Source organism: Rhodococcus sp. G-MC3, from assembly GCF_030063335.1.
Lineage (GTDB): Bacteria > Actinomycetota > Actinomycetes > Mycobacteriales > Mycobacteriaceae > Rhodococcoides.
The window spans coordinates 62138-84394 of record NZ_JASISW010000003.1 but is presented as its reverse complement, the minus strand read 5'-3'; the positions used below and the strand labels follow the sequence as shown (position 1 = coordinate 84394).

The window sequence follows — 22257 nt, the reverse complement described above, 5'->3', positions numbered from 1 at the left end:
CGACCGGGTAAGGGCGCGGCGACATCGGTGCAGTCTCTGCATTGCATGTCCTTCTCTTCTCTGCCTCTCAGGTTCAACAGCCCGAGGTGTTGCGTGAAATGTCATGCCTTGTGCCGCGCGCTCTGGTACCACGAGTGCTCAAGCTGCTGAGTGGTATTCGGCATCCAGGCGGCCACACTTCCGCCACGGTCGATGATCAGGCCTAAGGCGACCGGAAGCTCAGCCTCGTAGCGGGCGTCGGGAGCCCTGCGGAATTCACCCGGGCACGTTCAGCTCAGGCCGTCAGCCCAGCCCGATCGATGTTCCAAACGCGTTCTCCGGTGAAGGTGCGGCGTCATGCGCACCTTCACCGGAGAAGTCCGTGCCGGTCTCACCGAACGACAGTTCGGCTAGGAAAATTACTTGGTGTTGATCGTGATGGTGGCGATACCGACCAGCAATCCCGGGGTCACGGCGTCGGTCTTGAAGGTGTCGTTGAGCAAGCCGGCGGCGGTTTCAGAGATTTTGACCTCGGTGCCCTGCAGGATGGCGGTGTCGTTGGGTCCGGTTGCCAACGGCTGCAAAGTCCGTCCGTCCAGGTCGAACAGGACAGCGTCCGCTGCAGCTTCTGCGCCGTTGACCATGACGTCACCGGTCAGAATGGAGGTACCCGGGTCGATGTCGAAGTTGGTCAGTTCTACGACGGTGTCACCCGCGGTCAACGACAAACCGCTGCCGTTGTGGATGACTTTGCCCTGCACGTAAGGGTCGACGGTGCCAGGCTCCCAGTACTTGACGTTGCCGCCGGTGATCGGGAAGTGCAGCGACCCATCGGTGAGCGTCGCGGTGCCGACAGTGCCCGGAGTCAAGCCGAGACTGGTCAGCGCGCCGGTGAAGCCTGCATCGAGTGCTACCGCGGTGTCGACACCGGTCAGCGAAGCGACCTCTGCGGCAGGTTTTGGCTCGGCTGATGTCGTTGCGCCAGAGGAAGACTCGGATTGACTCGAGGCGGCGGTCGTCTCCGGCGAGGAAGAGGAGGAGTCGTCGGAGGAGCAGGCAGCCAGGGGAAGCAAGCTCAGTGCACTGATAGCAGTGACAGCAGCGGCTTTACGGACGGTGAACATAATGTGAGCCTTTCGATCATGCCAGTGTTGTGGGCGGCGGATATGAGTCATTCGTCGCCCAGGCCGCCGCGGATGGTCATCTGCCGGAAACCGCTTTGCTGTCCGTCCCCTCGGTTCGTCGAATCACGCCCTGATGTCAGGCCCTGACCGCGAAGGAAGAATTCTTTCGACTTCATGGTGCTGACAATCGTTCGAGACGCTACTGTTATCCCGTCCGCGGGGGCGCCAACATGCATTTCCCCTTCGGACGAGAGGCACGACCGCATAATGTTCGACAGAACTTTCATCACCAAGGCCATCACCAGTAGCTCCGAGAACGGTCTCGATCGACGACGTTTCATGCGGGCAGCCGGACTGACAGGCTTGGGTGCCGGTGTCGCGATGACTGCGGGCGCAGGCGCCGCATCCGCATTTCCCTTCGGATCGTCCGACGGTCCGAACATCCCTGGAATGCCGGGTCAAGGACCTTCCGACGCAGCGATTTTGAACTTCGCCCTCAACCTCGAATACCTGGAAGCCGAGTTCTACCAACGGGCCGTTACCGGGGCCGGACTGCCCGACACCCTCGTGGGGGGCACCGGAACTCCGGGCCCTGTCACCGGAGGTCGTCAGGTCAAGTTCGACAGTCCGCTGATCAAGGCCTACGCCGAGGAAATTGCATTCGACGAGCTCAATCACGTTGCCTTCCTACGCGGAGCGCTCGGTAGCGCGGCAGTCGCTCGCCCTGCGATCGATCTCGACGCCAGCTTCAATGCGGCAGCGATGGCAGCCGGACTGATCGGCGCTGGTGAGACGTTCGACGTCTACGCCAACGAGCAGAACTTCCTGCTCGGCGCGTTCATCTTCGAAGATGTCGGCGTCACCGCTTACAAGGGAGCAGCCCCGCTGGTATCGAACAAAACGTATCTCGAAGCCGCCGCTGGCATCCTCGCAGCCGAGGCGTACCACGCTGGCATCATCCGCACGAGCCTGTACTCGCTCGGGCTCGAGACTCCGGCGAACGCAATTTCCGACGCCAGGGACAGCCTCGATGGACCGGACGATCTGGATCAGGGAATCTCTGTCGACGGCGCCGCAAACTTGGTTCCGTTGGACGCCAACGGAATAGCGTTCTCACGCTCACCCGGTCAGGTCCTCAACATCGTGTACCTGAACCCGGCGCCGGTCAGGTCGGGCGGTTTCTTCCCGGCCGGTGTCAACGGCGAACTCAACACCAGCGGAGGATAATCCGACATCGTCATACTTCGGTCAGCGGCCCAGAGTATGACGAAACGCCGCGCGCACCTCACGTGAGCACGGCACAACGGCTCGACTTGCTGGTCCCGTCGTCGCGGCGGTACGACGGGACCAGCTCACCATCGAGAGCTCAGGCGCGTGCGAGTCGCCGAGATTTCGCGTTTCCGGGACTGCGCCCGGCCACCCGTTGCTGGGCTGGGTCGACGATCTTGACCCGAGGTCGTCCTGTTCGACTTCCATGCTCCCGTTCGGCGGAGTCGAGGCGTCGCCAACCGGCCAGGTCGCCGGCATCGGGGCACGTCGCGGCCGGCAGCGCATCGGGCAACCGAGTGGGCTCCTCGATCGCACTGTCGAAGTGATCGAGTATCTGCTCCACGGTGTCCTGGGCGCACGTCTTGTTGGTTCCGATGAAACCGCGCGGGCCGCGCTTGATCCAGCCCACCACGTACACACCGGGCGCCACCCGTCCGTGATCGTTCGGGACTGTCCCTGTCTCGGAGAACGGCAAGCCGGGAATCGGGGTGCCGCGAAACCCGACCGACCGGATCACCGAGCCTGCCGCGATGGTCCGCTCATCCGCCGTCGGTGTGGCGGTGACGGTGCCGTCAGGGTGGCAGGTGAGGTCGTTCCGCACGACGCGAACTCCGCTGACACGGCCGCCGTCTCCAAGGACTTCCACGGGGGAGCACGCGAAAGTCAACACGATACGACGGCGGGTCGAGTCGTCAGGGCGGGGCCGGGCGGCCAGGTCCGCGAGTAGCTTGCTGCGCTGATCGGAACCTTCGAGCATGGCGGGGTCGGCATCGACGACGATGTCGATGTCGGGAAGCGAGCCCAGTCCGATCAACTCCGGGGCGGTGAACGCCGCCTCGGCGGGGCCACGTCGTCCGATGATCTGGACCTCTCGCACATTCGATGCCTTCAACTGGCCCAGCGCTCCCGGAGCGAGATCAGTTGCTGCCGAGAGCCACTCAGGATCTCGGGTGAGGACGCGGGCGATATCGAGCGCGACGTTGCCATTGCCGATGACGACGACGCGTTCGTGGCTGAGCGGAACGGCGGCGCCGCTGTGGTCGGGGTGGCCGTTGTACCAGCCCACCACTTCGGTTGCAGCGAGCGAACCCTCCAGGCCCTCGCCGGGAATCCCGAGCGCGCGATCGGCGCAGGCCCCGACGGCGTATACCACCGCGTGGTACGCGGAGCCGAGCTGATCGACGGTGATGTCGGTGCCCACCTCCACTCCCAGCACATAGCGAAAACCCGGCTGATTTTCGATCGATTCGAAGAGTTCGGTGACCCGCTTCGTGCTGACGTGATCTGGCGCAACGCCGTGTCGCACCAGCCCGTGCGGCGTCAGTAGCGCGTCGAAAACGTCCACGGACGCTACTTCTGGATGCTTGAGCAACTCGTCCGCGGTGTACAGCCCGGCCGGTCCGGCACCGATGACCGCGACGCGGAACGGTCCGCGTCTACGCAGGCGACGCTACTGAGGCACAAGTGCCAGCGGGGCGCGGTCGGCGTGCGGCGACGTCTCGTAATACTCGGCATTGAGGACTGAGAACGGTAGTTGCCCAGGCGACAACGCGGAGTCCGGGACGATGGCACCGACCGGGCACGCAGTGACGCACGCGCCACATCCGACGCAGGAAGCCGGGTCGACGAACAACATCTCGGTTTCGCCGAACCCTGGCTCCCCAGGCGCGGGATGAATGCAGTTGACCGGGCACGCAAGGACGCACGAGGCGTCGGCGCAGCAGGACTGGGTGACGACGTGTGGCATGGTGTCGGTCAGGCCGCAGCGGACGCAGGCTCGCTACGGAACCGTGACGGACGACCATCGATGCCAGTCGCTCGCCAGACACGACGTGAAACGCGGTTCATCAGGCCCAGATCCTCCGACAGCATCCGGACGTCTCCAAACATGTCGCGCAACACCTTCCGCGACTCCTCGCTGTTCCACCACACCTCTTTCACCACCGCGCGGGGAATGCCCATCTCGCGCTGCACCTGTTTGCTCGGCTTCATGATGACATCGCACAGCACGCGCATGATCACCGGTGTGAGGACGGACATGATCATCCGCTGACGTTTGCTCAGCTTGGGCGCCTTGTACTCGAGATACTGGTGCGCGAAGCCGATGTGCCGCGCTTCCTCGGCAACGTGAATCTGCGTCACGCGAGTCATCAGGGGGTGCTGCGCACTGGCGGCGCGGAGAACCGCTTTCTGTGCATGATCGATAGGCTCCTCCCCCGCCAATACGCCGACGAAGAAGCCGAACGGCACCGGCCCAGCGGCGACGGGCAACAGCGGTCCCAGCGCGCGGAACCATCGCGGACCACCAGGCACTTTCACTCCGATTCGATTCACCAACTCCTGAAACATCTGGGTGTGGTGGCACTCCTCGGTGGCCTCGTGCGTGGAGTAGCGGAACTCCGGTGAACCGTTGGGAAGCCGGAGCGCGAAATTCATGATGCCGGCAATGAGGATCTGCTCGAACTGCAAACCAGTCTTGAGCATGTTCGCCTGCCGATACATGCCGATCTCTATCTGCCGTTCGAGACTCTGTGCTCGGTACCACTGCGTAGCACCGAGTGGATCCGCCGCCGGAAGGATCCAGCGCGGATCGTTGGGCACTATCGCGTAGTCAGGATCATCCCAGGGAATGTCGATGAAGGCATCGAAGTGCTGGTGAACGGATGCGTCGGACAGTACTCGCAAAGCCTGCTCGTAGTCAGCACGGGCCGTGGCCGAAGTCGTCATGGCAGGTGAACCTTCCGTTGGACGAGCCGAGTCAATGCGACAGGCTGTCGCAGTAAAGTTACTGCAACTCTGTGTAGCGTGCAAACAATCACGTCGCGGCTAGATGTTCACGGCACCTGACGTACCCGACATGTGCGACGTGCAGATCACACGCAGGACACTGTTGGACGAGGACTCAAAACTCAGAGTCGAGCACCGTTGTACAACCGTTCCAACGGCACTTTGGGGATGTGAATCCCCCGCGATGCACCCAAGCCTGTGATTTGCAGCCAAATGGTGTCCGCGATGAAGGCGGCGACGGTCTCGAGGGGAGGTGCATCGCGCTGCGTCCGCCAAGTCCGCACGGCACCGACGCCTCCGGCGATCAGGCTCGATACCCACGGTCCTACCAGTTTGAGATCGGCGCTGGTGAGCTGGGCGTCGACGAGCACAAGGAAGCCCTCCACCGCAGTCTCGATCTGGTCGGCGACACGAGCAATCGTCTCCTGCAGTGGTGATTCGGTGGTGCCCGCCACGTTCTGCTCGATGACGTAGGTCCACGCCGGGTGAGCTACCACCCATTCCACATATGTAGCCACGGTGCGTTGCACCACCGATCGCGGCATACCTTCGAGAACTACCGACGCGGTCAACGTGTGCTGAAGTTGGTCGCAGATTGTGCGCTGGATAGCGATGTCGAGGTCGGCTCGGTCGGCAAAGTGCCGATAGATGCCGGTGCGATGAATGTGCGCCTCGTCGGCAATCTGCTGGGCAGTCACCCATTCCCCTGGTCGGTCATCACGTTCGAGCACCGCCAGGGCAGCGTTGATCACATCTCGGCGACGGTCGGCATTGTGCTGCGTCCACCGATGCTTTCGACCGTCGCCGGATTTCGCATGCTCGGTGTTCATCACACCGAATCATCTCACTGCTGCCGAGAATCGACCACCGTCGCGAGGAAATACCCTAACTCGCAGTTACGGCGCCGGCTGAAACGTGACTTCGCTTCCCCGCAGCGCGGGCGCACCGACCGAGGTCACCCAGGAAGGGACTTCCTGCGGGGACTTTCCTGTTGCCTCGCCGTAGATCACGGCCAGGGTGTCACGCTCGAAATCCGAACCAACGTAGCTGACTTCGGTCGAGTCCGTGATTCCGGGCAGTGCTGCGTACTGCGGGGACGGAAGCTTCGGAAGGTCCTGCGGTCCAGGATTTCTCGACGGCACCTGGTAGGAGCCGTCGTTCGGTGAACCACCCGGGTACTGCGGAAAGAACTCCCCGGCATCGGTATCGGCCGGCGTGTAACAGGCAGGTCCGCGATCGTCGAAGAAGCGCGGCTCATCCTGGTTGGGCAGGTATCTGCCGCGGGGATTGACCAGTGGCATCGTCACATTGATGCCTGCATGTTCGTCGCCGACGCCGATGACTTTCTGTGCGCGCTCCACGATAGGCACGAACTGGGCAAAGGTGCAGCCGAAAGCGGGTGAGTACTCGGCCAGCAAATCCAGTGCCTCTCGCGAGTCCGCGGAGATGCGAATCAGATTCTGAGAATTCGCTTGCAGGAAATCGGCCGTGGACGCGCTCGTCGCCGTCAGCGAGGAGATCAACGTATCCACTGCCGGACGCTGCTCGACGATTGTGTTTCCGGTGACAGAAAGGTTGTCCAACGCGTCGATCAGCTGTGGGCCGGCATCGGCGTACGTCTGCGTGAAGTCCGCCACACCGCGCAAATCTTCTTGGATGTCCGGTAACTCGGTGTTCAGGCCCTTGAAGATGTTGTCGAGGCGGTCGATGGTCATTCCCAACTCGGTGCCGCGGCCACCAAGACCCTGGGCAAGCGCGCCGAGGGTACTCGCCAGGTCCTGCGGCGGTACTGCTTCGAGCAAGGGAAGGAGATTGTCCAGCAGTTCGCCGACCTCGATGGCGCTCCCGCTGGTGTCCTGCTCGAGCACGGTGCCGTTGGTGATCGGTGACGCGGTGTTGTTTTCGGGAATCATCAACGCCACGTAGCGCTCGCCGAACAGTGTCTTCGGTAGCAACCGTGCGGTGGTGTTCGACGGGATCAGCTCCGCCTTGTCGGGGTCGATCGCCATGTGCGCGGTAACGACGCCGTCGGCCGAGGACGCAGACCTGACCTCGCCCACGATCAGACCGCGAACTTTGACGTCGGCGCTGGAAGGTAGCGCGTTCCCCACCGAGTCGGTGATCAGGTCGACCCTGACGACTTCTTCGAACGTCTTGCTGTACGAGGTGATCGACCATCCGACGAGCACCAAGATCATCACGAACAACAACACACCCAGCAGGCGCCGCTTGATCGTTGCCGGCTCGTCGATCATTCGGCGTCCCCGCTGAGGTGAACCCCAGCATCGACATCTGACGAAGACGGATCTCGTTTGGTCATTTCACGGATATTAACGTAACCGTGTGTTATACACACTTTCGCATTTGGATAGGTTGCTCGAGGTAGCCGCCAACACCGTTGTGTCGTGTCGTAGCGCTAATCGATGACGATGTCGACGGTGTCGGATGTCGGGACGGACTGGCACGCGAGCCTGATGCCCTTGTTCACTTCGTAGTCGTCGAGAGTCTCGTTGACACGCATGTCGACCTCGCCGGACTTCAGAGTGAAAGCGCAGGCACCGCAGGTGCCCTCGCGACATACGAACGGGGCGTCGATCCCCTGCTCGAGCATCGCATCGAGAAGCACGGTCTCGGGTGGACAAGAAAACGAGTATTGCTCGCCTTCGACCTCGGCAGTAACGGGCGTACCGACTTGGGACGGGGTGCCTGGGCGGCTTTCGGTTCCGGTTCGGAACGGGTTGGTTTGGATCGAGGTGAACACTTCTCGGTGGATGGCGTCGGGCGAGAGTCCTGCGGCGATGAGGGCAGTGCGCGCGAGATCCATGAACGCTGGTGGGCCGCAGAGGTAGGCGTCGGCGTCGGGCTCTGGGTCGATGAGGTCCCGGAGTCCTTCATCGGTCGGCAGACCTCGGTCGGATTCGAACCAATGGATCACCGTGAGGCGGGTTGGGTAACGGTGGAGCAAGCTATCGAGTGTTTCGGCAAACATCACCGAGTCCGAACCGCGGTTTGCGTAAATCAACACGACGTGTTGGTCGTGGACCGCCAATGCGGTCTTGAGTATGGACATGACCGGGGTGATCCCACTTCCGGCGGCGGCGAGGACGAGTGGCTTGTCCCACCTCGGCGGCACGAACGTGCCCGCGGGCCGGAGTGCCACCAAGGTGGAGCCGACGGTGATGTTGTCGCACAACCAGTTCGAGGCGTAGCCGCCGGTCGTGCGCTTGACCGAAATCGCCGGTAGATCGTCTACGTCGGGGCTGCTCGAGAGCGAGTAGCAGCGGGCGAGGGATTCGCCGTCGCCGTGCGGGATCTCGAGTGTCACGAACTGTCCTGGCCGGTAGTCGAACGAAGGATGGCCCTCGTCGGAACGGGCGAAGACGAGGGTGACAGCGTCGGACGTCTCCGGGACTACCTCGGCGACCTCCAGGCGAAGTGTCCGCGCATCAGTGCTGGCGGCAGCGCTCACCGATTCAATCGTCACGATGGATATCCCCTCTTGTCGCAAGCACTCGGCCCGCCGATGTTGGTTCCCTGTTTCAGCCCGAGCCGATTCCGCTCAGGACTATTTCAATAAACTATAGGCCATTGACAACTGGCACAGTTGGCTGTGACTATATGAGGCATGTCCACGAGCACAACACGCTCCAGCCTGCCGTTGCGAGGATCTTGGCGATCACGCTGCGCGGCGCGCACGACGGCGCTGACGCTTCGCCCGATCGCCTCACGGCTCCCGTACGACCGGGGCGGCGTGAAAATGGCCAGAGTGCTGGTCGAGGTTGCGATGCGGGCGAGCGGCGGCGTTGCACGCGGAACTACGATCACGGCCGTCGACCACGAAAATATCGTCGGCGAATGGGTGGACGCCACCCGAAACAACAGCCATGAGGTGTCCGGCACCGATGCCGGTGTGATCCTGTACCTGCACGGCAGCGCATTCGCGATCTGTTCCGCGCGGACGCACCGAGGTCTGGCCTCACGTCTCTCGCGTGAGACGAATCTGCCCGTTTTCGTCGTGGATTACCGACTCGCGCCGGAGCATCCTTTCCCATCCGCCGCCGACGACATCGAGCGGGCGTACCGGTGGCTACTCGAGCAGGGCTACCAATCCGGCAACATCGTCGTCGCGGGCGACTCGGCCGGCGGACACCTCGCACTCGACCTCGTCATAGACAACGCACGGCGGTCCGTGCCTCAGCCCGCGGCCGTGGTTCTCTTCTCTCCACTAATCGACCTGACGTTCGAACTGGCGGAGGGCCGCGAGCGCACACAACGGGATCCGATGATCTCCGCTGCCAGTGCGCGAGCGCTCACCGGCCTCTATACCCACGGCCAACAATCCGATATTCCGCGCCTGCGGTTGGCGGTCGAGGCAGGAACGGTATTGCCGCCTTTCATGGTGCAGGCCGGCGGCGCCGAGATGCTGGTCGCCGACGCCGAATATCTGCGCACCCTCGTCGAGGCCAACGGCAGCACGTGCGAGCTCGAAATCTGGCCCGATCAGATGCACGTCTTCCAGGCGCTCCCCCGTATTTCACCCGAAGCCGCGTCGGCATTGCGGCGGACATCGCAGTTCATTCACGCCCAGCTCCACGGTACATCGTCTGACTCGTCGAAACAGTCTGCGTCATAACATAATACGAAACGAGAAGCCATGTTTGGACTACGATCGACCCCATCGCCGTCGTATGGCGCCGATGCCGTGGTGACAGGTGCCGGCAGCGGCATCGGTCGCGCGTTCGCGATCGAACTCGCACGGCGCGGAGGCCGTGTGGTGTGCGCCGATATCTCCCTCGCGCGCGCCGAGGAGACCGTTCGCCTTCTCGAAGGGCAGGGTTACGCAGTGCAGTGCGACGTCTCCGTGCAGACGCAGGTGCAGGACCTCGCACTCTTCGCCGAACTCGAGTTCGGCGGTGCCCCCACCGTGGTAATCAACAACGCCGGCGTCGGTATCGGCGGACAACCGGTGGGCAACATCGGTTTCGAAGACTGGAACTGGGCGCTGGGCATCAACCTGTGGGGCGTTATCCATGGGTGCGAGGCCTTCGTCCCGCTGCTGCGCGCCGCCGGCCGCGGCGGAGTCATCAACGTCGCTTCCGCCGCCGGGTTCGCGGCTGCGCCGACGATGGGACCGTACAACGTCGGCAAGGCCGGGGTCATGTCCCTTTCCGAGACCCTCGCAGCGGAACTGTCGGGAACCGGTGTACGCGTGAGCGTGCTGTGCCCCACGTTCGTCAAAACCAACGTCGCGGTCGATGGCCGCATCACCACCCAGAAGTCGGAACTGGCGCAAAAACTCATGCGCTGGACCGGGTTCTCGCCCGAACGCGTCGCCGTCGGCACGCTCGACGCCTTCGACGCAGGCCGTTTGTATGTCGTTCCACAGCTCGACGCCAAAGCGATCTGGCTTGCCAAGCGACTCGTCCCGACCTTGTACACGCGCGGCGCCGGTCTGCTCAACCGCCTCATGGCGACCGAACCTGATCAACAGTCCCTTCCCGAATTACGCTCTACGACAGGAAAATGACGATGTCAGAAAATTTCGATTTCGACGCCATGCTGGCCAAGATCAAAGACCGTCAATGGGCCCTTGCCGATATCGACTGGGACGCTCCTGGCGCCGAACTGATCGGCCCCGAACTGCACGCCAAACTCAAGCCCTTCATGGCCGATCTCATGTGGATCGAGAACGTCGGTGCCCGCGGCTTTGCAGCCATGGCCCGCAAAGCTCCGACCGAGACGCTGCGTGATATCTACCGTCACTTCCACGCCGAGGAGCAGAAGCACGCGAACGCCGAGCTGGCTCTCATGCGCCGCTGGGGAATGCTCGCGAACGACGAGATCCCGCAGCCGAACGTCAACGTCAAGCTGATCATCGACTGGCTGGACAAGTACTCCGATCGGACGCCCCTCGCCGTGTTGGGCACCGTCATCCCGATGCTCGAGGTCGCGCTCGACGGTGCGCTGGTCAAATTCATCGTCGACGAGATCGACGACCCGGTCTGTCAGGAAGTGTTCAAACGCATCAACGCAGACGAGTCACGACACCTCGCAGTCGATTTCGAGGTGATCGAGCTTCTGGGTCACGCCAAGATGCGCAAGATTCTTGTCGAAACCGTGGGCGCCTGGCTCAACCCGTCACTGATCATCGGCACACTGCGTTACATACCGCTGCTGAACAAGATGCGCGACAACATCGTCGAGATGGGTGTGGACGAGGAGCGTCTTTACACTGCAATGAAGAGGTTCAAGAAGGTCGGTGAGCGCTCCCCCTTCCCGAAACGACTGCCCATGTATCGCTTCATCAGCTGGCACGGAAGTGTCGTCATCAACCGCGCCCACCCGTATCACCGCTTGGCCGACTCGATGGTCACCCTGACCGCCAAATACCCCAAGCGTCTGCTCCGAAGCCAGCCCACCTGGTCGAAGGAACTCACCTACGAGCCCGTCGCATGACCGCCCGTGAAGAACTGTCCGTCGCAGTCATCGGCGGCGGGTTCGCCGGCATCGGCGCCGCTGTCCGATTGAGCCAGCAGGGAATCGGCAATATTGCCATCCTCGAGCGCGGGACCCGGCCCGGTGGTACGTGGCGAGACAACACCTACCCCGGCGCGGCCTGCGACATTCCCTCGCGTCTGTATTCCTACAGCTTCGCCCCCAACCCGGACTGGTCGCACACCTACTCCGGTAGCGAGGAGATCCTCGGGTACATCGATTCGATGATCGACAAGTTCGACCTGGGTCGGTACTTCCGATTCGAACACAACGTCGTCGATCTGACATGGCGTGAGGAATTGTCGCTGTGGGAGATCACCATCGACGATCGCGAACCCGTGTTCGCTCGCACCGTCGTCATGGCATCGGGACCCCTCGCGAACGTCAGCCTCCCGAAAATTACCGGTATCGAGACATACGAGGGCGAGAAGATCCACAGCGCCCGGTGGAACCACGACTACGACTTCACGGGTAAGAAAGTCGCCGTCGTCGGCACGGGCGCGAGCGGGGTACAGATCGTGCCGGAGTTGGTCCGCGTCGCGGAATCGGTGAAGGTCTTCCAGCGCACACCGGGATGGGTACTCCCACGTGCCAACCTCGGAACCCGGCAGATCACACGGACCATGTACCGACGACTGCCGTTCACGCAGTCACTCGCCCGCAAAGCCTGGTTCTGGGGCCATGAATCCGTCGCGCTTGGCGTGGTCTGGAAGTCGCCGCTGACGCGTGTAGTCGAGGGTGTGTCCAAGCTGCACCTGCGCCGCCAGGTCCGTGACCCGTGGATGCGTCGTCAGCTGACACCGGAGTTCAGGGCCGGCTGCAAGCGGTTGCTGATGACGAGCCAGTACTACCCGGCTCTGCAGAAGGACAACTGCACGTTGGTCACGTGGCCTATCGCCGGCATGTCAGCCAAGGGAATTCGCACGGTCGAGGGTATCGAGCACCAATTCGACGCGATCGTGTTCGCCACCGGATTCGACGTGTCGAAGACCGGCTCTCCGATTCCGGTCACCGGACGGGACGGCCGCGTCCTCGGCGATGAGTGGAGCAAGGGCGCGTACGCCTACAAGTCGATCGCTGTGTCGGGATACCCCAACATGTACTTCACATTCGGGCCGAACTCGGGACCGGGCCACAGCTCGGCGCTGGTCTACATGGAAGCGCAAATCGACTACATCGTCGATGCCATCGCTACCGCGGTGAACCAGAACTTCGTGCTCGACGTCCGTGCAGGCGTGCAGAAGGAGTACAACGACGAGCTGCAAAAGCGGCTGACCAAGACGACGTGGAACTCCGGCTGCTCGAGTTGGTACCTCACCGAAGACGGGTTCAATGCCACTATGTTCCCCGGCTTCGCGACGCAGTATGTCAAACAGCTCGAGACGGTCGTGCTGCCCGACTACTCGGTGACGGCTGCGAACGTTGCGGCCCCCGACGACGATCTTGTTGCCGGGACGATCTGATCGCGGCAGGGCACCACAACGGCGGCACGGGCACGTGAAAGGGGTTGTTCGATGACGGACTATCGCATCGACGAGCTCGCCCGTGCCGCCGGGACCACAACGCGCAATGTGCGGGCATACCGCGAACGTGGCCTGCTCCCGCCGCCGCAAAAGCGGGGGCGGGTCGGCATTTATGACGATTCGCATGTGGCCCGCCTGCGTCTGATCGACATTCTGCTGCAGCGCGGATTCACCTCGACGCACATTGCCGACTTCATCGACGGTTGGGAAAGCGGCAAGGACCTCACCGAAGTGTTGGGCCTGCAGCGCGCTGTCACCGAGCTGTGGTCGTCCAGCGAGGATACCGTCACCGTCTCGATCACCGATGCCGAGGCGATAGTCGGAGATCCTGCTCAATTCCAACGCCTGATCGATTTCGGGCTCGCGCGCGTGGACTCCGACCAGTGCACCTTCACGGACCCGAAGTTGTTGAACGGCCTCACTTCCCTGATGGAACACGGCTTCGGTATCAGAGAACTGTTGAACATCCATGCGCGCGTCCATTCTGCTGTGGACGCCATCTCCAAGTCCATGATCTCGACCGTCAGAGAACACATCGTCGATCAGTATGGCGATGGCTGGATCCCGCAGGGAGAGGACGTGCGGAGGGTGACGCGCATGCTCGAGATCATGCGAACCCTAGCCGTCGAATCCGTGCACTCCATCCTGGGCCGCACCCTCGACGAGAACTTGCACGAGCAACTCGGCGAATATCTAGAGGTCGCGGTGGACAACATGCCGAGATCGGTCCGCACCACAGCCTCGTAGAGCCCCGGGCAGGATTTACCTGACCGGGGTTTACTGCTGTCGAGAAGGCGCGTCCGCGCCGACTGCCGCGGCGAGAACGTAGATCGTCTGGAACAAGTGGTCGGCGGTCACCTGTGGGTCGATGATCTTGCGGACCGCGAGTCCGTATGCGATATCCAAGATGATTTCCGCGATTCGGCGAATCGGCACGGGCCCGTCGGTGAGCGCGGGCGCGAGCCGCTCCAGGGAACTCTCCAGGTTGCGGGCCGCATCGCGGTTGCGCTCACCCTCCCGATCCACGAGCGCTGAGTCGCCGCGGCTGGCGAGCGCAAATTCGAGCTCCAGCCTCGGCCACCCCGACGTCAGAGTTTCCTCGACCCAGGTGTGCAACGCGCCGATGCGCTCGACGGTGTTCTCGACGGCGAGAATCTTCTCCAGTTGCTGCTGGGTCTCGGCCTGCAGGTCGCTCAGCAGTTCAAGGGTGAGCTCGGCTTTGTTGGCGAAATTCGAGTAATAGGCGCCGGTGGTGAACCCCGCGCGATGCGTAATCTGCGCGATCGAGGTAGCTGCATAGCCGTGGTCGAGCAGCAGTTCTCGTGCGCACGTCTTCAGTTGCGCACGGGTGAGCGCCTGGGTCGCCAGACGGGAGTTCGCGGTCGAAGTCACGGCCGTCATCGTACCGCGCCGCAGTATGTTGACTAGTTTCAGATAATGCCATAATCTCAAATTATGACGCTATCTGAAATGGCCGGGACCACCGGTATTGCACGTTTGATGGACCGCGCCGTGCTCGCGCTCATCGGGCCCCGGATGGAGCGCAACGACGCACGCATACGCCGGACAGTTGCGGGCAAGACGGTGCTGATGACCGGCGCGTCCTTCGGCCAGGGAGAAGCGACGGCCCGCCTGCTCGCCGCACACGGAGCGATCGTCGTGATGGTCGCGCGCAGCGCGGAACGGCTCGACGAGGTGGCCGCGGAGATCACGGCCGCGGGCGGGATCGCTCACGCGTGTCCGCTCGATCTATCGGACATGCCTGCGATCGACGCCTTCGCGAAGGAGCTCCTTCGCACACACGGCCCGATCGACATCCTTGTTCACAACGCTGGAAAATCGTTGCGCCGCAGCATCTATCGGAGCGCCGAGCGAATCTCGGACATGGACGCGATGGTCGGAGCCAATTTCACCGGCCCGATGCGGCTCACGCTGGCGCTGCTGCCGAGCATGAAGGCGAACGGCGGTGGTCAGATCGTGAACATTGCCACTGCCGGTCTGTGGATGACACCCGCGGCACCTCGCTGGGGTTTCTATCTCGGATGCAAAGGCGGATTCGACATCTGGCTGCGCTCGGTGGGCTTGGAGGCGAAGCGCGACGGCATCGACGTAACGACCGTGTATGCGGGACACATCAAAAGCAGGATGGTCGCCACCGGGTGGGTGAGCAAGTCACCGGGGCACACCCCCACCCAGGCGGCGCGCGTCCTCGCGTACGCCATCACTCGGCGACCGCGAGTCATGGCGCCGCGCGGCACCAGCCTGACTCACGTCCTGGGGGTGGCGTTCGAGGGCCCGATGAGTGTGGTGCTCTCGCTTTCGGACCGGCGCAGCGGTGAGAGCGCGGCGTCGGAGGCTGCATTCCAGCGCGCCATGGCAAAGCAGCGAGATGCCGCAGCGGCCGCACCGGAAAGCGTTGTCTGATGGCCCGCGACGTATCGAGTCGAGGCAGCCGGCGGCAGTGGCTGCAGGCGGCAGCCGCCGCTGCACGCTCGGGCGCCCTCACCCCACCCCCCGCCGCGCTCGCCCGAATGGGCGCCGCGCTCTGGCGCCACGGGGCCACCCCGGCCACTTTGCTCGCCTTGTCCGCCGCCAGGTATCCCGATCGCACGGCAGTCATCGACGATGACGGGGCCATAACTTTCGCCGAGCTGTACGAAGCAACGCTGAGCCTGGCCGCCGAATTGGGCGCGGCCGCGACCCCGGTGCGGTCGGTGGGCGTGTTGTGTCGCAACCACCGCGGCTTCCTGATCGGCTTCCTTGCCTCTGGGATGATCGGGTCCGAGACGGTGTCCATCAACACGGAACTGACTCCGGCGCAGCTTGCTTCACTACTCGAGCGGCACGCGCCCGACGTCCTTGTGTACGACAGTGAATACGCCGAGGCGATCCACGCCAGTGCATTCGCCGGACTGCTGATCGTTGCCGACCTCGACCCGGACCCGCGCAGCGGCCACTCTCTGGCGGCGATCCTCACGCGTCGAGCGACTCCGACTCGCCTGGCGCGGCGGCCCGGCCGCATCACGCTGCTCACGTCAGGGACGACTGGACTGGCGAAGGGAGTGCCACGTTCGATCCGTCCGATGAGTATCGTTCGGCTCGCTGCCACCGGCGCCGCCCGTGCGGACCTTCGAGCAGGCGACGTCGCCCTGATCGGGCCGCCGTTCTTTCACGGCTTCGGGCTACTGGCCGTGCTGGGCTCCATCGCACTGGGGATCACGACGGTGACCCACTGCCGGTTCGACGTCGACACTGTTCTCGACGACCTGATCCGCCATCGCGTCACCGTCTTGTTCGCAGTACCGGTGATGCTGCAGCGCATTGTCGCGTCATCCACCGTGGCGTCCGTGGCACCCAACGCGCACCTACGGACGGCGGCGACCGGTGCCGCCCCGATCACGGGCGTGACCGTCTCGGGGTTTCAACGCCTGTTCGGCGACATCCTGGTGAACGGGTACGGCTCGACCGAGGCCGGGGTCGTCAGCATCGCGACATCGGACGACCTATTACGTTTTCCGACGACGGCGGGCCGCGCCGCACTCGGCGTCTCGATCCGCATCGTGAATGAGCGGGGCAGCCTCGCCGCGACCGGCGAGCCCGGCCGCATCCTGGTCCGCGGCCCGCTCGGGTACTCCGGCTACACCCCGGACCCACGCACACCGACGCCGCCCAAAGACGTGATCGATGGGTACGTCGATACCGGCGACGTGGGCTACGTCGACGAGAGCGGGCTGCTGTTCCTCAGTGGCCGCTCCGACGACATGATCGTCTCCGGCGGGGAGAACGTCTTCCCTCTCGAGGTGGAGCACGCGCTCGCGGATCACCCCACCGTCGCCGACGTGGCTGTGATCGGCGTCGATGACCCTGAATTCGGGCAAGTGCTGCGGGCGTTCGTCGTTCCTGCCGAGCACGCCATCGTCGACCACGACGCGCTCACCACGTACTTGCGTGGCGTCGTCGAGCGGTACAAGGTCCCCAAACGGTTCGTCGCGCTGACGGCGATTCCCCGCAACCCCAGCGGCAAAGTTCTGCGACACAAGTTGATCGACCACACGAGTAGCAAGGATGTCTCCCGATGAACCCGCTCAACCTCATTCGCCCCCGCGTCGACCTGCAGGGTAAAACGGTCATCATCACCGGCGCGGCTCGCGGAATCGGCGCAGAAACCGCCCGCCGCTTCGCCGAGGGCGGTGCTGCTGTATTTATCGCCGACGTCGACGCCGATATTGCCGCCGAGACCGCGGCAACTATCCCTGGCGCCCACGCGATCCACTTGGACGTCACCGACCGCGACTCTTGGGCTGCGGCGACGGCGAAAGTTCTCAGCGCGCAGGGGCACATCGACACCCTCGTGAACAACGCCGGTGTCATGCCCCTCGGCCACTTCCTGGAGGAAGACGAGGCGACAACCGACTTGATCCTGGACGTCAATGTCCGAGGCATGCTCAACGGCATGCGCGCTGTGCTCCCGTCGATGATCGCCCGCGGGCAAGGACACATCGTGAACATCGCCTCCATGGCGGGCCGCATCGCAATCCCGGGAATGCTTACCTACAACGCCAGCAAGTACGCGGCCCTCGGCGCCTCGCTCGGCGCGCGACGCGAATACGACGGCACCGGCGTCAGTGTCTCTGCCATCCTCCCCGCAGCAGTCCGCACCGAACTCAGCTCCGGCACGAAGCTGGGCGGCTCACTCCCCACGGTCGATCCCTCGGACGTCGCCGACGCCGTGATCGGGACCCTGTCGACCAAGGCCGCCCAGACTTCGGTGCCCAAATGGGTCGGCCCCGGCTGGACCCTGGTGTCAGCACTGACGCCCGAGCCGATCGAACGCTTCGCGCGCAAGCGCATCGACGACCGCAGGGCGCTCACCACCGACCCCGTCGGCCGCGGTGCCTACCTCGATCGCATCGCCCGCCACGCCGCGCAGCACAGCGACGAGTCGAAGCAGATGCGCCGATGACGCGAGTCGGGCTGGCCATCGGATGCGGAGGCACGATAGGCGGTGCCTGGGCTATCGCAGCCCTGTCAGCACTCGCGACCGAGCTCGAGTGGGACCCGCGAACCGCCACCGTCCTCCAGGGAACCTCGGCAGGTTCGGAAATCGTCACGATGCTGGCCGGCGGGTACTCCGCAGAAGACCTCGCGGAAATGCAGGCGGGGCGTTCCGTAAACGACGTCTTGCGGCGACACATCGAAGCAGTGCCCAAAAGCTTTCCGCCCCTGCCTTTTCCTGCGTTCACCCATCTCGGAACCGTCCGGCACCGCGGCGCGGGCGGGCACGCGGCGATCGCCGGCCTCGCCCCCAGGGGCCGCGGTGACACCACCTTCCTGCGCGAGCTCGCCGACGACATCGCCGGCCCCGACGGTTGGCTCCCCCACCCGGGCGCGCGGCTTGTCGCATTCGAGCCTGCGACGGGAACCCGCACCGCCTTCGGTGCCCTTGGCGCACCGAAAGTGGCCGCGCACGAGGCACTTCGCGCGTCATGGTCGGTGCCGGGCTGGATGCCACCGGTCACGATCGGCGGGCGCACCTTCCTGGACGGGGGCGTCGCATCCACGGCGTCTGTCGATTTGATCGACCCCACCGAGATCGACGTGCTCTACGTCATCGCGCCCATGGCGTCCGCGCCCGGCGTGCGCGGCCGAGGCATCGGCGGGCGGTTGGAGCAACTCACACTGCGCCGACCGATGTCAGCCGTCCTCGACCGCGAGATCGCCGTAGCGAGAGAGTCAGGTCTTCGCGTGGTCCCGATCCTTCCCGACGCCGACGACCTGTCAGCCCTCGGCTGCAACTTCATGTCCCGTGAACACCGAGCTACGGCGTTTGCCGACGCCATCGAGACCTCGCGGCGAACCGTCACGAGGGCGCTTTATGCCGAGGAGGTCATGTCGTGACCGTTGTTCGCGAACCCGAGATCGTCGTGATCGGTGCAGGCGTCGCCGGCATCACGATGGCATACACACTGCAGCGGGCGGGATTCAGTCGATTTCAGGTGCTGGAGAAGGGATCCGACGTCGGTGGCGTCTGGCACTGGAACCGCTACCCCGGCCTCACCTGCGACGTGCCCTCGCAGCTCTACCAATTCGGCTTCGCGCCGAAGCCGGACTGGTCATCGATCTGGGCTTCGGGACCGGAGATTCAGAAATACCACAGGGACGTCGTCGAACGTTTCGGCTTGACGGATCGAATTCGACTGAACACGACGGTGGTGTCGGCCGACTTCGACGACGCGTCCGGGCGGTGGACTATCGTCACCGACTCGGGCGAGCAGATCGGCGCCGACTTCGTAATCTGCGCTACCGGTGTGCTGCACAATCCCGCGACGCCCGACATCCCGGGCCTCGACGAGTTCGGCGGCGAGGTGGTGCACACCGCCCGCTGGGACGACGCACTCGAGACCGACGGTAAGCGAATAGCCGTCATCGGCACCGGATCGACTGGGGTCCAGGTGGTCTCGGCTCTGCAACCGGCCGCGCAGTCTCTGACTCACTTCGTACGTTCGCCGCAGTGGGTGCTGTGGGCACCCATGAAACTGCGGCAACCGCGCATCGTTGCCGCGGCGTTCACTCGAATGCCTGGCCTACAGAACCGGTTGTACGACATGATGTTGTGGGGCTCGGCGATCTTGCCCGACCTGGTCATACACGACACCTGGCGGCGGCGCACGGCCCAGCTGTACGCCCGCCTGTCCCTGCGCGGACAGATCCGGAACCGGCGACTGCGCGAGGATCTCACACCCGATTACCAGCCGCTTTGTAAGCGGCAGGTCATATCCGGCACCTACTACCGCGCGGTGCGTGCGGCCAACGCAGAGCTGGTCACGGACAAGATCGATCGGATCACTTCGAACGGAATCCGGACCGCCGATGGGCGCGAGCACCCCACCGACGTCATCGTGCTGGCCACCGGTTTCCGGGCGCACGACTACATGCGTCCGATGCGGGTAACGGGGCGCGACGGGCGCGGGCTCGACCAGATCTGGGCCGACGGGCCGCGCGCATACCGGATGACGGCCATTCCCGGGCTGCCGAACTTGTTCACCGTACTGGGCCCCAACTCCCCCACCGGCTCCATATCCCTGCAGTACTCCGCAGAAGTCACCGCTCGCTACATCGTCGAGTGGCTGGAACGATTCCGCCGGGGCGAACTGGATACCGTCGAGGTCACCGAGGAGGCGACCGCCGAATTCAACCGGCAGGTGGCCGAAGCCATGGTGCCTACGGTCTGGAACACGGGCTGCAACTCGTGGTACTTCACCGAGGGCGGAAACATCGACCTCTGGCCCTTCACCCGGTCCACGCTGACCACGATGTTGAAAACTCCGGACGATGCGCACTTCCACTTCGAGTGCATCACCTCGACGGTGTCACCCACGGCGTGATCTCGTGCGCCGGCCCGCTACCGGAATACAGGCCCGAGTGGTCGCGGAAGTCGAGCCTTCTCACTCGCAAGGGTCAACAGATCTCCACTTATCAGAAGGGCATCACACCGATGACCGGAAGTCGCCGAACTCGAGCTACACGTTGGTTAGCACTCGCCTCCTTGGTTGCGGCCGCGATCCCGGGGCTGGTCTCGCCGCCCACCGCGTCCGCGGTTCCCGCTGCCGCATCGGTCGGTGAAGCCTTCTACACGCCTCCCAGCCCCCTGCCGAACGGCGAGCCGGGTGACGTGATCCGGTCGGAACCGATGACGATCGCGCTCGCGTTGCCGAACGCGACCGGGCAGATCCCCGGCACCGCGACCCGGTTGATGTATCGGAGCACCGACGCCAATGGGAGTCCGAACGCGGTGACCGGTACCTATATCCAGTCGAGTCAGCCATGGAGTGGTCCAGGGCCGCGGCCCGTCGTCGCGGTAGCGGTCGGAATCCAAGGCCAGGGCGACCAATGCGCACCGTCGAAGTTGATGAGCCAGCTGATCCACTACACCTTCCCCCTCGACGTGATGGCCGAGTACGAAGCGGTGTCGATCTATCCACTGTTGGCACAGGGGATGTCGGTGGTAGTGACCGACTACGCAGGCCTCGGCACACCCGCGATGCACGACTACGTCAATCGCGCGTCCGAGGCACACGCCGTTCTGGATTCGATCCGTGCGGCACAACGACTTCCCGGTTCCGGAGTCACGGCGACAACACCGACGATCGTGTTCGGATACTCGCAGGGCGGTGGCGCCGCCGCTGCGGCAGCCGAGTCGCAGGCAGAGTATGCACCGGAGCTGCCGATCCGCGGCACGTACTCTGGGGCACCGCCCGCTGATCTGGTGGCGGCCCTGATCAATTCTCAATCGGTAGTCAAGGGGCCGTTCGGCAACGGTATGCCCGGCGGAGTGGGAATTGGGCTGGTCGGCTACGTCATCAACGGAATCTATGCCGATTATCCCGACACCCGCGCCGAGATCGATTCAGCCATCAACCCGGCCGGACAAGCCATGCTTCGGGAGGTCGCCGATACGTGCATCATCGAGACCGTCCTCAGAACTTTCTATCGGTCACTCCCGACGTACACCACGGGCGGCCGTTCAGGTGAGCAACTCCTCGCGGTACTCCCCAACTTCAGGAAACGGATCGAGGAGCAGCGCATCGGGAACCGCAAGCCGATGGCGCCGGTGCTCGTGGCATCCGGAGGTAGTGACGATGTGATCCCTATCGGACAGGTCCGCCAATTGGTACGCGATTGGTGTGACAAGGGCGCCGATGTCGAGTATCAGGAAACCCGTTGGATCCCACCGGTGTTTCCGAGCCTGGCGATCGGCCATCTGCTCCCGTTCCTACCCATTACGGCTGAGGCGATTGGCTGGGTCAACGACCGTCTGTCCGGCGCACCCGTCGCGAACAGCTGCGCGGGATCGACATCCGAACTGACCGGCCCCTGATCGCTCGTTAACCAGCGACCAGACGGTCTGATACGGGATCCCGTTGCCGTCGATCACCGTTCGGGATCCCGGTTTCTGACAGCTTCGACGCTGCGCCAGGTACCTGGGTAGGAGATGCAGACCGGTGCGCGGCCGCCCTGGGGCGGAGGAAACGATGGTCCGAATCGCAAAGACTGGTTCGAGAACGTCGGGATACCCCCGA

Annotated in this window: 19 protein-coding genes and 1 pseudogene; 12 read left to right on the top strand and 8 right to left on the bottom strand. The window is 63.9% G+C overall.

What is annotated here, in order from left to right; all coding sequences use genetic code 11:
- Positions 1–398: 398 nt before the first annotated feature.
- Both QMK17_RS03855 and QMK17_RS03850 read right to left on the bottom strand, forming a co-directional pair.
- Entirely contained in the window at positions 399–1103 is a 705-nt protein-coding gene (locus tag QMK17_RS03855) for a hypothetical protein (RefSeq protein ID WP_283507121.1), read from the bottom strand.
- Between the two features lie 47 nt (positions 1104–1150).
- On the bottom strand, positions 1151–1279 hold the full coding sequence (locus tag QMK17_RS03850) for a hypothetical protein (protein WP_283507120.1): 129 nt from the start codon (positions 1277–1279) through the stop codon (positions 1151–1153).
- A 91-nt stretch (positions 1280–1370) separates the two neighbouring features.
- Here QMK17_RS03850 and QMK17_RS03845 point away from each other — a divergent pair, with 91 nt between their 5' ends.
- Entirely contained in the window at positions 1371–2330 is a 960-nt protein-coding gene (locus QMK17_RS03845; RefSeq protein ID WP_283507119.1) for a ferritin-like domain-containing protein, read from the top strand.
- A gap of 139 nt (positions 2331–2469) precedes the next feature.
- Here the strand turns inward: QMK17_RS03845 and QMK17_RS03840 are convergent.
- The 5 genes and pseudogenes from QMK17_RS03840 to QMK17_RS03820 all read right to left on the bottom strand — a co-directional run bounded on the left by QMK17_RS03840 (position 2470) and on the right by QMK17_RS03820 (position 8643).
- Positions 2470–4119, bottom strand: a pseudogene (locus QMK17_RS03840) (FAD-dependent oxidoreductase).
- An 8-nt stretch (positions 4120–4127) separates the two neighbouring features.
- On the bottom strand, positions 4128–5099 hold the full coding sequence (locus QMK17_RS03835) for an AurF N-oxygenase family protein (RefSeq protein WP_283507118.1): 972 nt from the start codon (positions 5097–5099) through the stop codon (positions 4128–4130).
- A 182-nt stretch (positions 5100–5281) separates the two neighbouring features.
- Positions 5282–5989 (bottom strand): TetR/AcrR family transcriptional regulator, encoded by a 708-nt coding sequence (locus QMK17_RS03830; RefSeq protein WP_283507117.1) that lies wholly within the window; start codon positions 5987–5989, stop codon positions 5282–5284.
- Positions 5990–6055: 66 nt separating this feature from the next.
- Positions 6056–7414, bottom strand: coding sequence for an MCE family protein (locus tag QMK17_RS03825; protein ID WP_283507116.1), 1359 nt, complete (start codon positions 7412–7414; stop codon positions 6056–6058).
- A 161-nt stretch (positions 7415–7575) separates the two neighbouring features.
- Positions 7576–8643, bottom strand: coding sequence for a ferredoxin--NADP reductase (locus tag QMK17_RS03820; protein ID WP_283507115.1), 1068 nt, complete (start codon positions 8641–8643; stop codon positions 7576–7578).
- A gap of 141 nt (positions 8644–8784) precedes the next feature.
- Here QMK17_RS03820 and QMK17_RS03815 point away from each other — a divergent pair, with 141 nt between their 5' ends.
- Genes QMK17_RS03815 through QMK17_RS03795 form a run of 5 tightly spaced genes read left to right on the top strand, consistent with a single transcriptional unit; the run spans position 8785 to position 13924 of the window.
- Entirely contained in the window at positions 8785–9792 is a 1008-nt protein-coding gene (locus QMK17_RS03815) for an alpha/beta hydrolase (RefSeq protein ID WP_283507114.1), read from the top strand.
- Between the two features lie 21 nt (positions 9793–9813).
- Positions 9814–10686 (top strand): SDR family NAD(P)-dependent oxidoreductase, encoded by an 873-nt coding sequence (locus QMK17_RS03810; RefSeq protein ID WP_283507113.1) that lies wholly within the window; start codon positions 9814–9816, stop codon positions 10684–10686.
- A 2-nt stretch (positions 10687–10688) separates the two neighbouring features.
- The gene (locus tag QMK17_RS03805) at positions 10689–11615 is read left to right on the top strand and encodes a ferritin-like domain-containing protein (protein ID WP_283507112.1); all 927 of its coding nucleotides are present in this window, start codon (positions 10689–10691) and stop codon (positions 11613–11615) included.
- Entirely contained in the window at positions 11612–13117 is a 1506-nt protein-coding gene (locus QMK17_RS03800) for a flavin-containing monooxygenase (RefSeq protein WP_283507111.1), read from the top strand. Before QMK17_RS03805 ends, QMK17_RS03800 begins: the two co-directional genes overlap by 4 nt.
- 51 nt (positions 13118–13168) lie before the next feature.
- Positions 13169–13924, top strand: coding sequence for a MerR family transcriptional regulator (locus tag QMK17_RS03795; protein ID WP_283507110.1), 756 nt, complete (start codon positions 13169–13171; stop codon positions 13922–13924).
- A 30-nt stretch (positions 13925–13954) separates the two neighbouring features.
- On the opposite strand, the gene QMK17_RS03790 is transcribed toward QMK17_RS03795, so the two are convergent.
- The gene (locus QMK17_RS03790) at positions 13955–14569 is read right to left on the bottom strand and encodes a TetR/AcrR family transcriptional regulator (protein WP_283507109.1); all 615 of its coding nucleotides are present in this window, start codon (positions 14567–14569) and stop codon (positions 13955–13957) included.
- A 63-nt stretch (positions 14570–14632) separates the two neighbouring features.
- Here QMK17_RS03790 and QMK17_RS03785 point away from each other — a divergent pair, with 63 nt between their 5' ends.
- The 6 genes from QMK17_RS03785 to QMK17_RS03760 all read left to right on the top strand — a co-directional run bounded on the left by QMK17_RS03785 (position 14633) and on the right by QMK17_RS03760 (position 22055).
- Positions 14633–15601, top strand: a complete 969-nt coding sequence (locus QMK17_RS03785) for an SDR family NAD(P)-dependent oxidoreductase (RefSeq protein WP_283507108.1) — start codon at positions 14633–14635, stop codon at positions 15599–15601.
- Positions 15601–17256: an AMP-binding protein gene (locus tag QMK17_RS03780; RefSeq protein ID WP_283507107.1), complete on the top strand. Its 1656-nt coding sequence runs from the start codon at positions 15601–15603 to the stop codon at positions 17254–17256. Before QMK17_RS03785 ends, QMK17_RS03780 begins: the two co-directional genes overlap by 1 nt.
- A complete protein-coding gene (locus tag QMK17_RS03775) occupies positions 17253–18140 on the top strand; it encodes an SDR family oxidoreductase (RefSeq protein ID WP_283507106.1) in 888 nt (295 codons plus the stop codon). The genes QMK17_RS03780 and QMK17_RS03775 overlap by 4 nt, the downstream gene beginning before the upstream one ends.
- Positions 18137–19075 (top strand): patatin-like phospholipase family protein, encoded by a 939-nt coding sequence (locus tag QMK17_RS03770; RefSeq protein WP_283507105.1) that lies wholly within the window; start codon positions 18137–18139, stop codon positions 19073–19075. Before QMK17_RS03775 ends, QMK17_RS03770 begins: the two co-directional genes overlap by 4 nt.
- Before the next feature lie 56 nt (positions 19076–19131).
- Complete coding sequence (locus tag QMK17_RS03765) at positions 19132–20562, top strand: flavin-containing monooxygenase (RefSeq protein ID WP_442972690.1); 1431 nt, start codon at positions 19132–19134, stop codon at positions 20560–20562.
- Between the two features lie 161 nt (positions 20563–20723).
- Positions 20724–22055: an alpha/beta fold hydrolase gene (locus tag QMK17_RS03760; protein WP_283507103.1), complete on the top strand. Its 1332-nt coding sequence runs from the start codon at positions 20724–20726 to the stop codon at positions 22053–22055.
- Positions 22056–22257 lie beyond the last annotated feature (202 nt).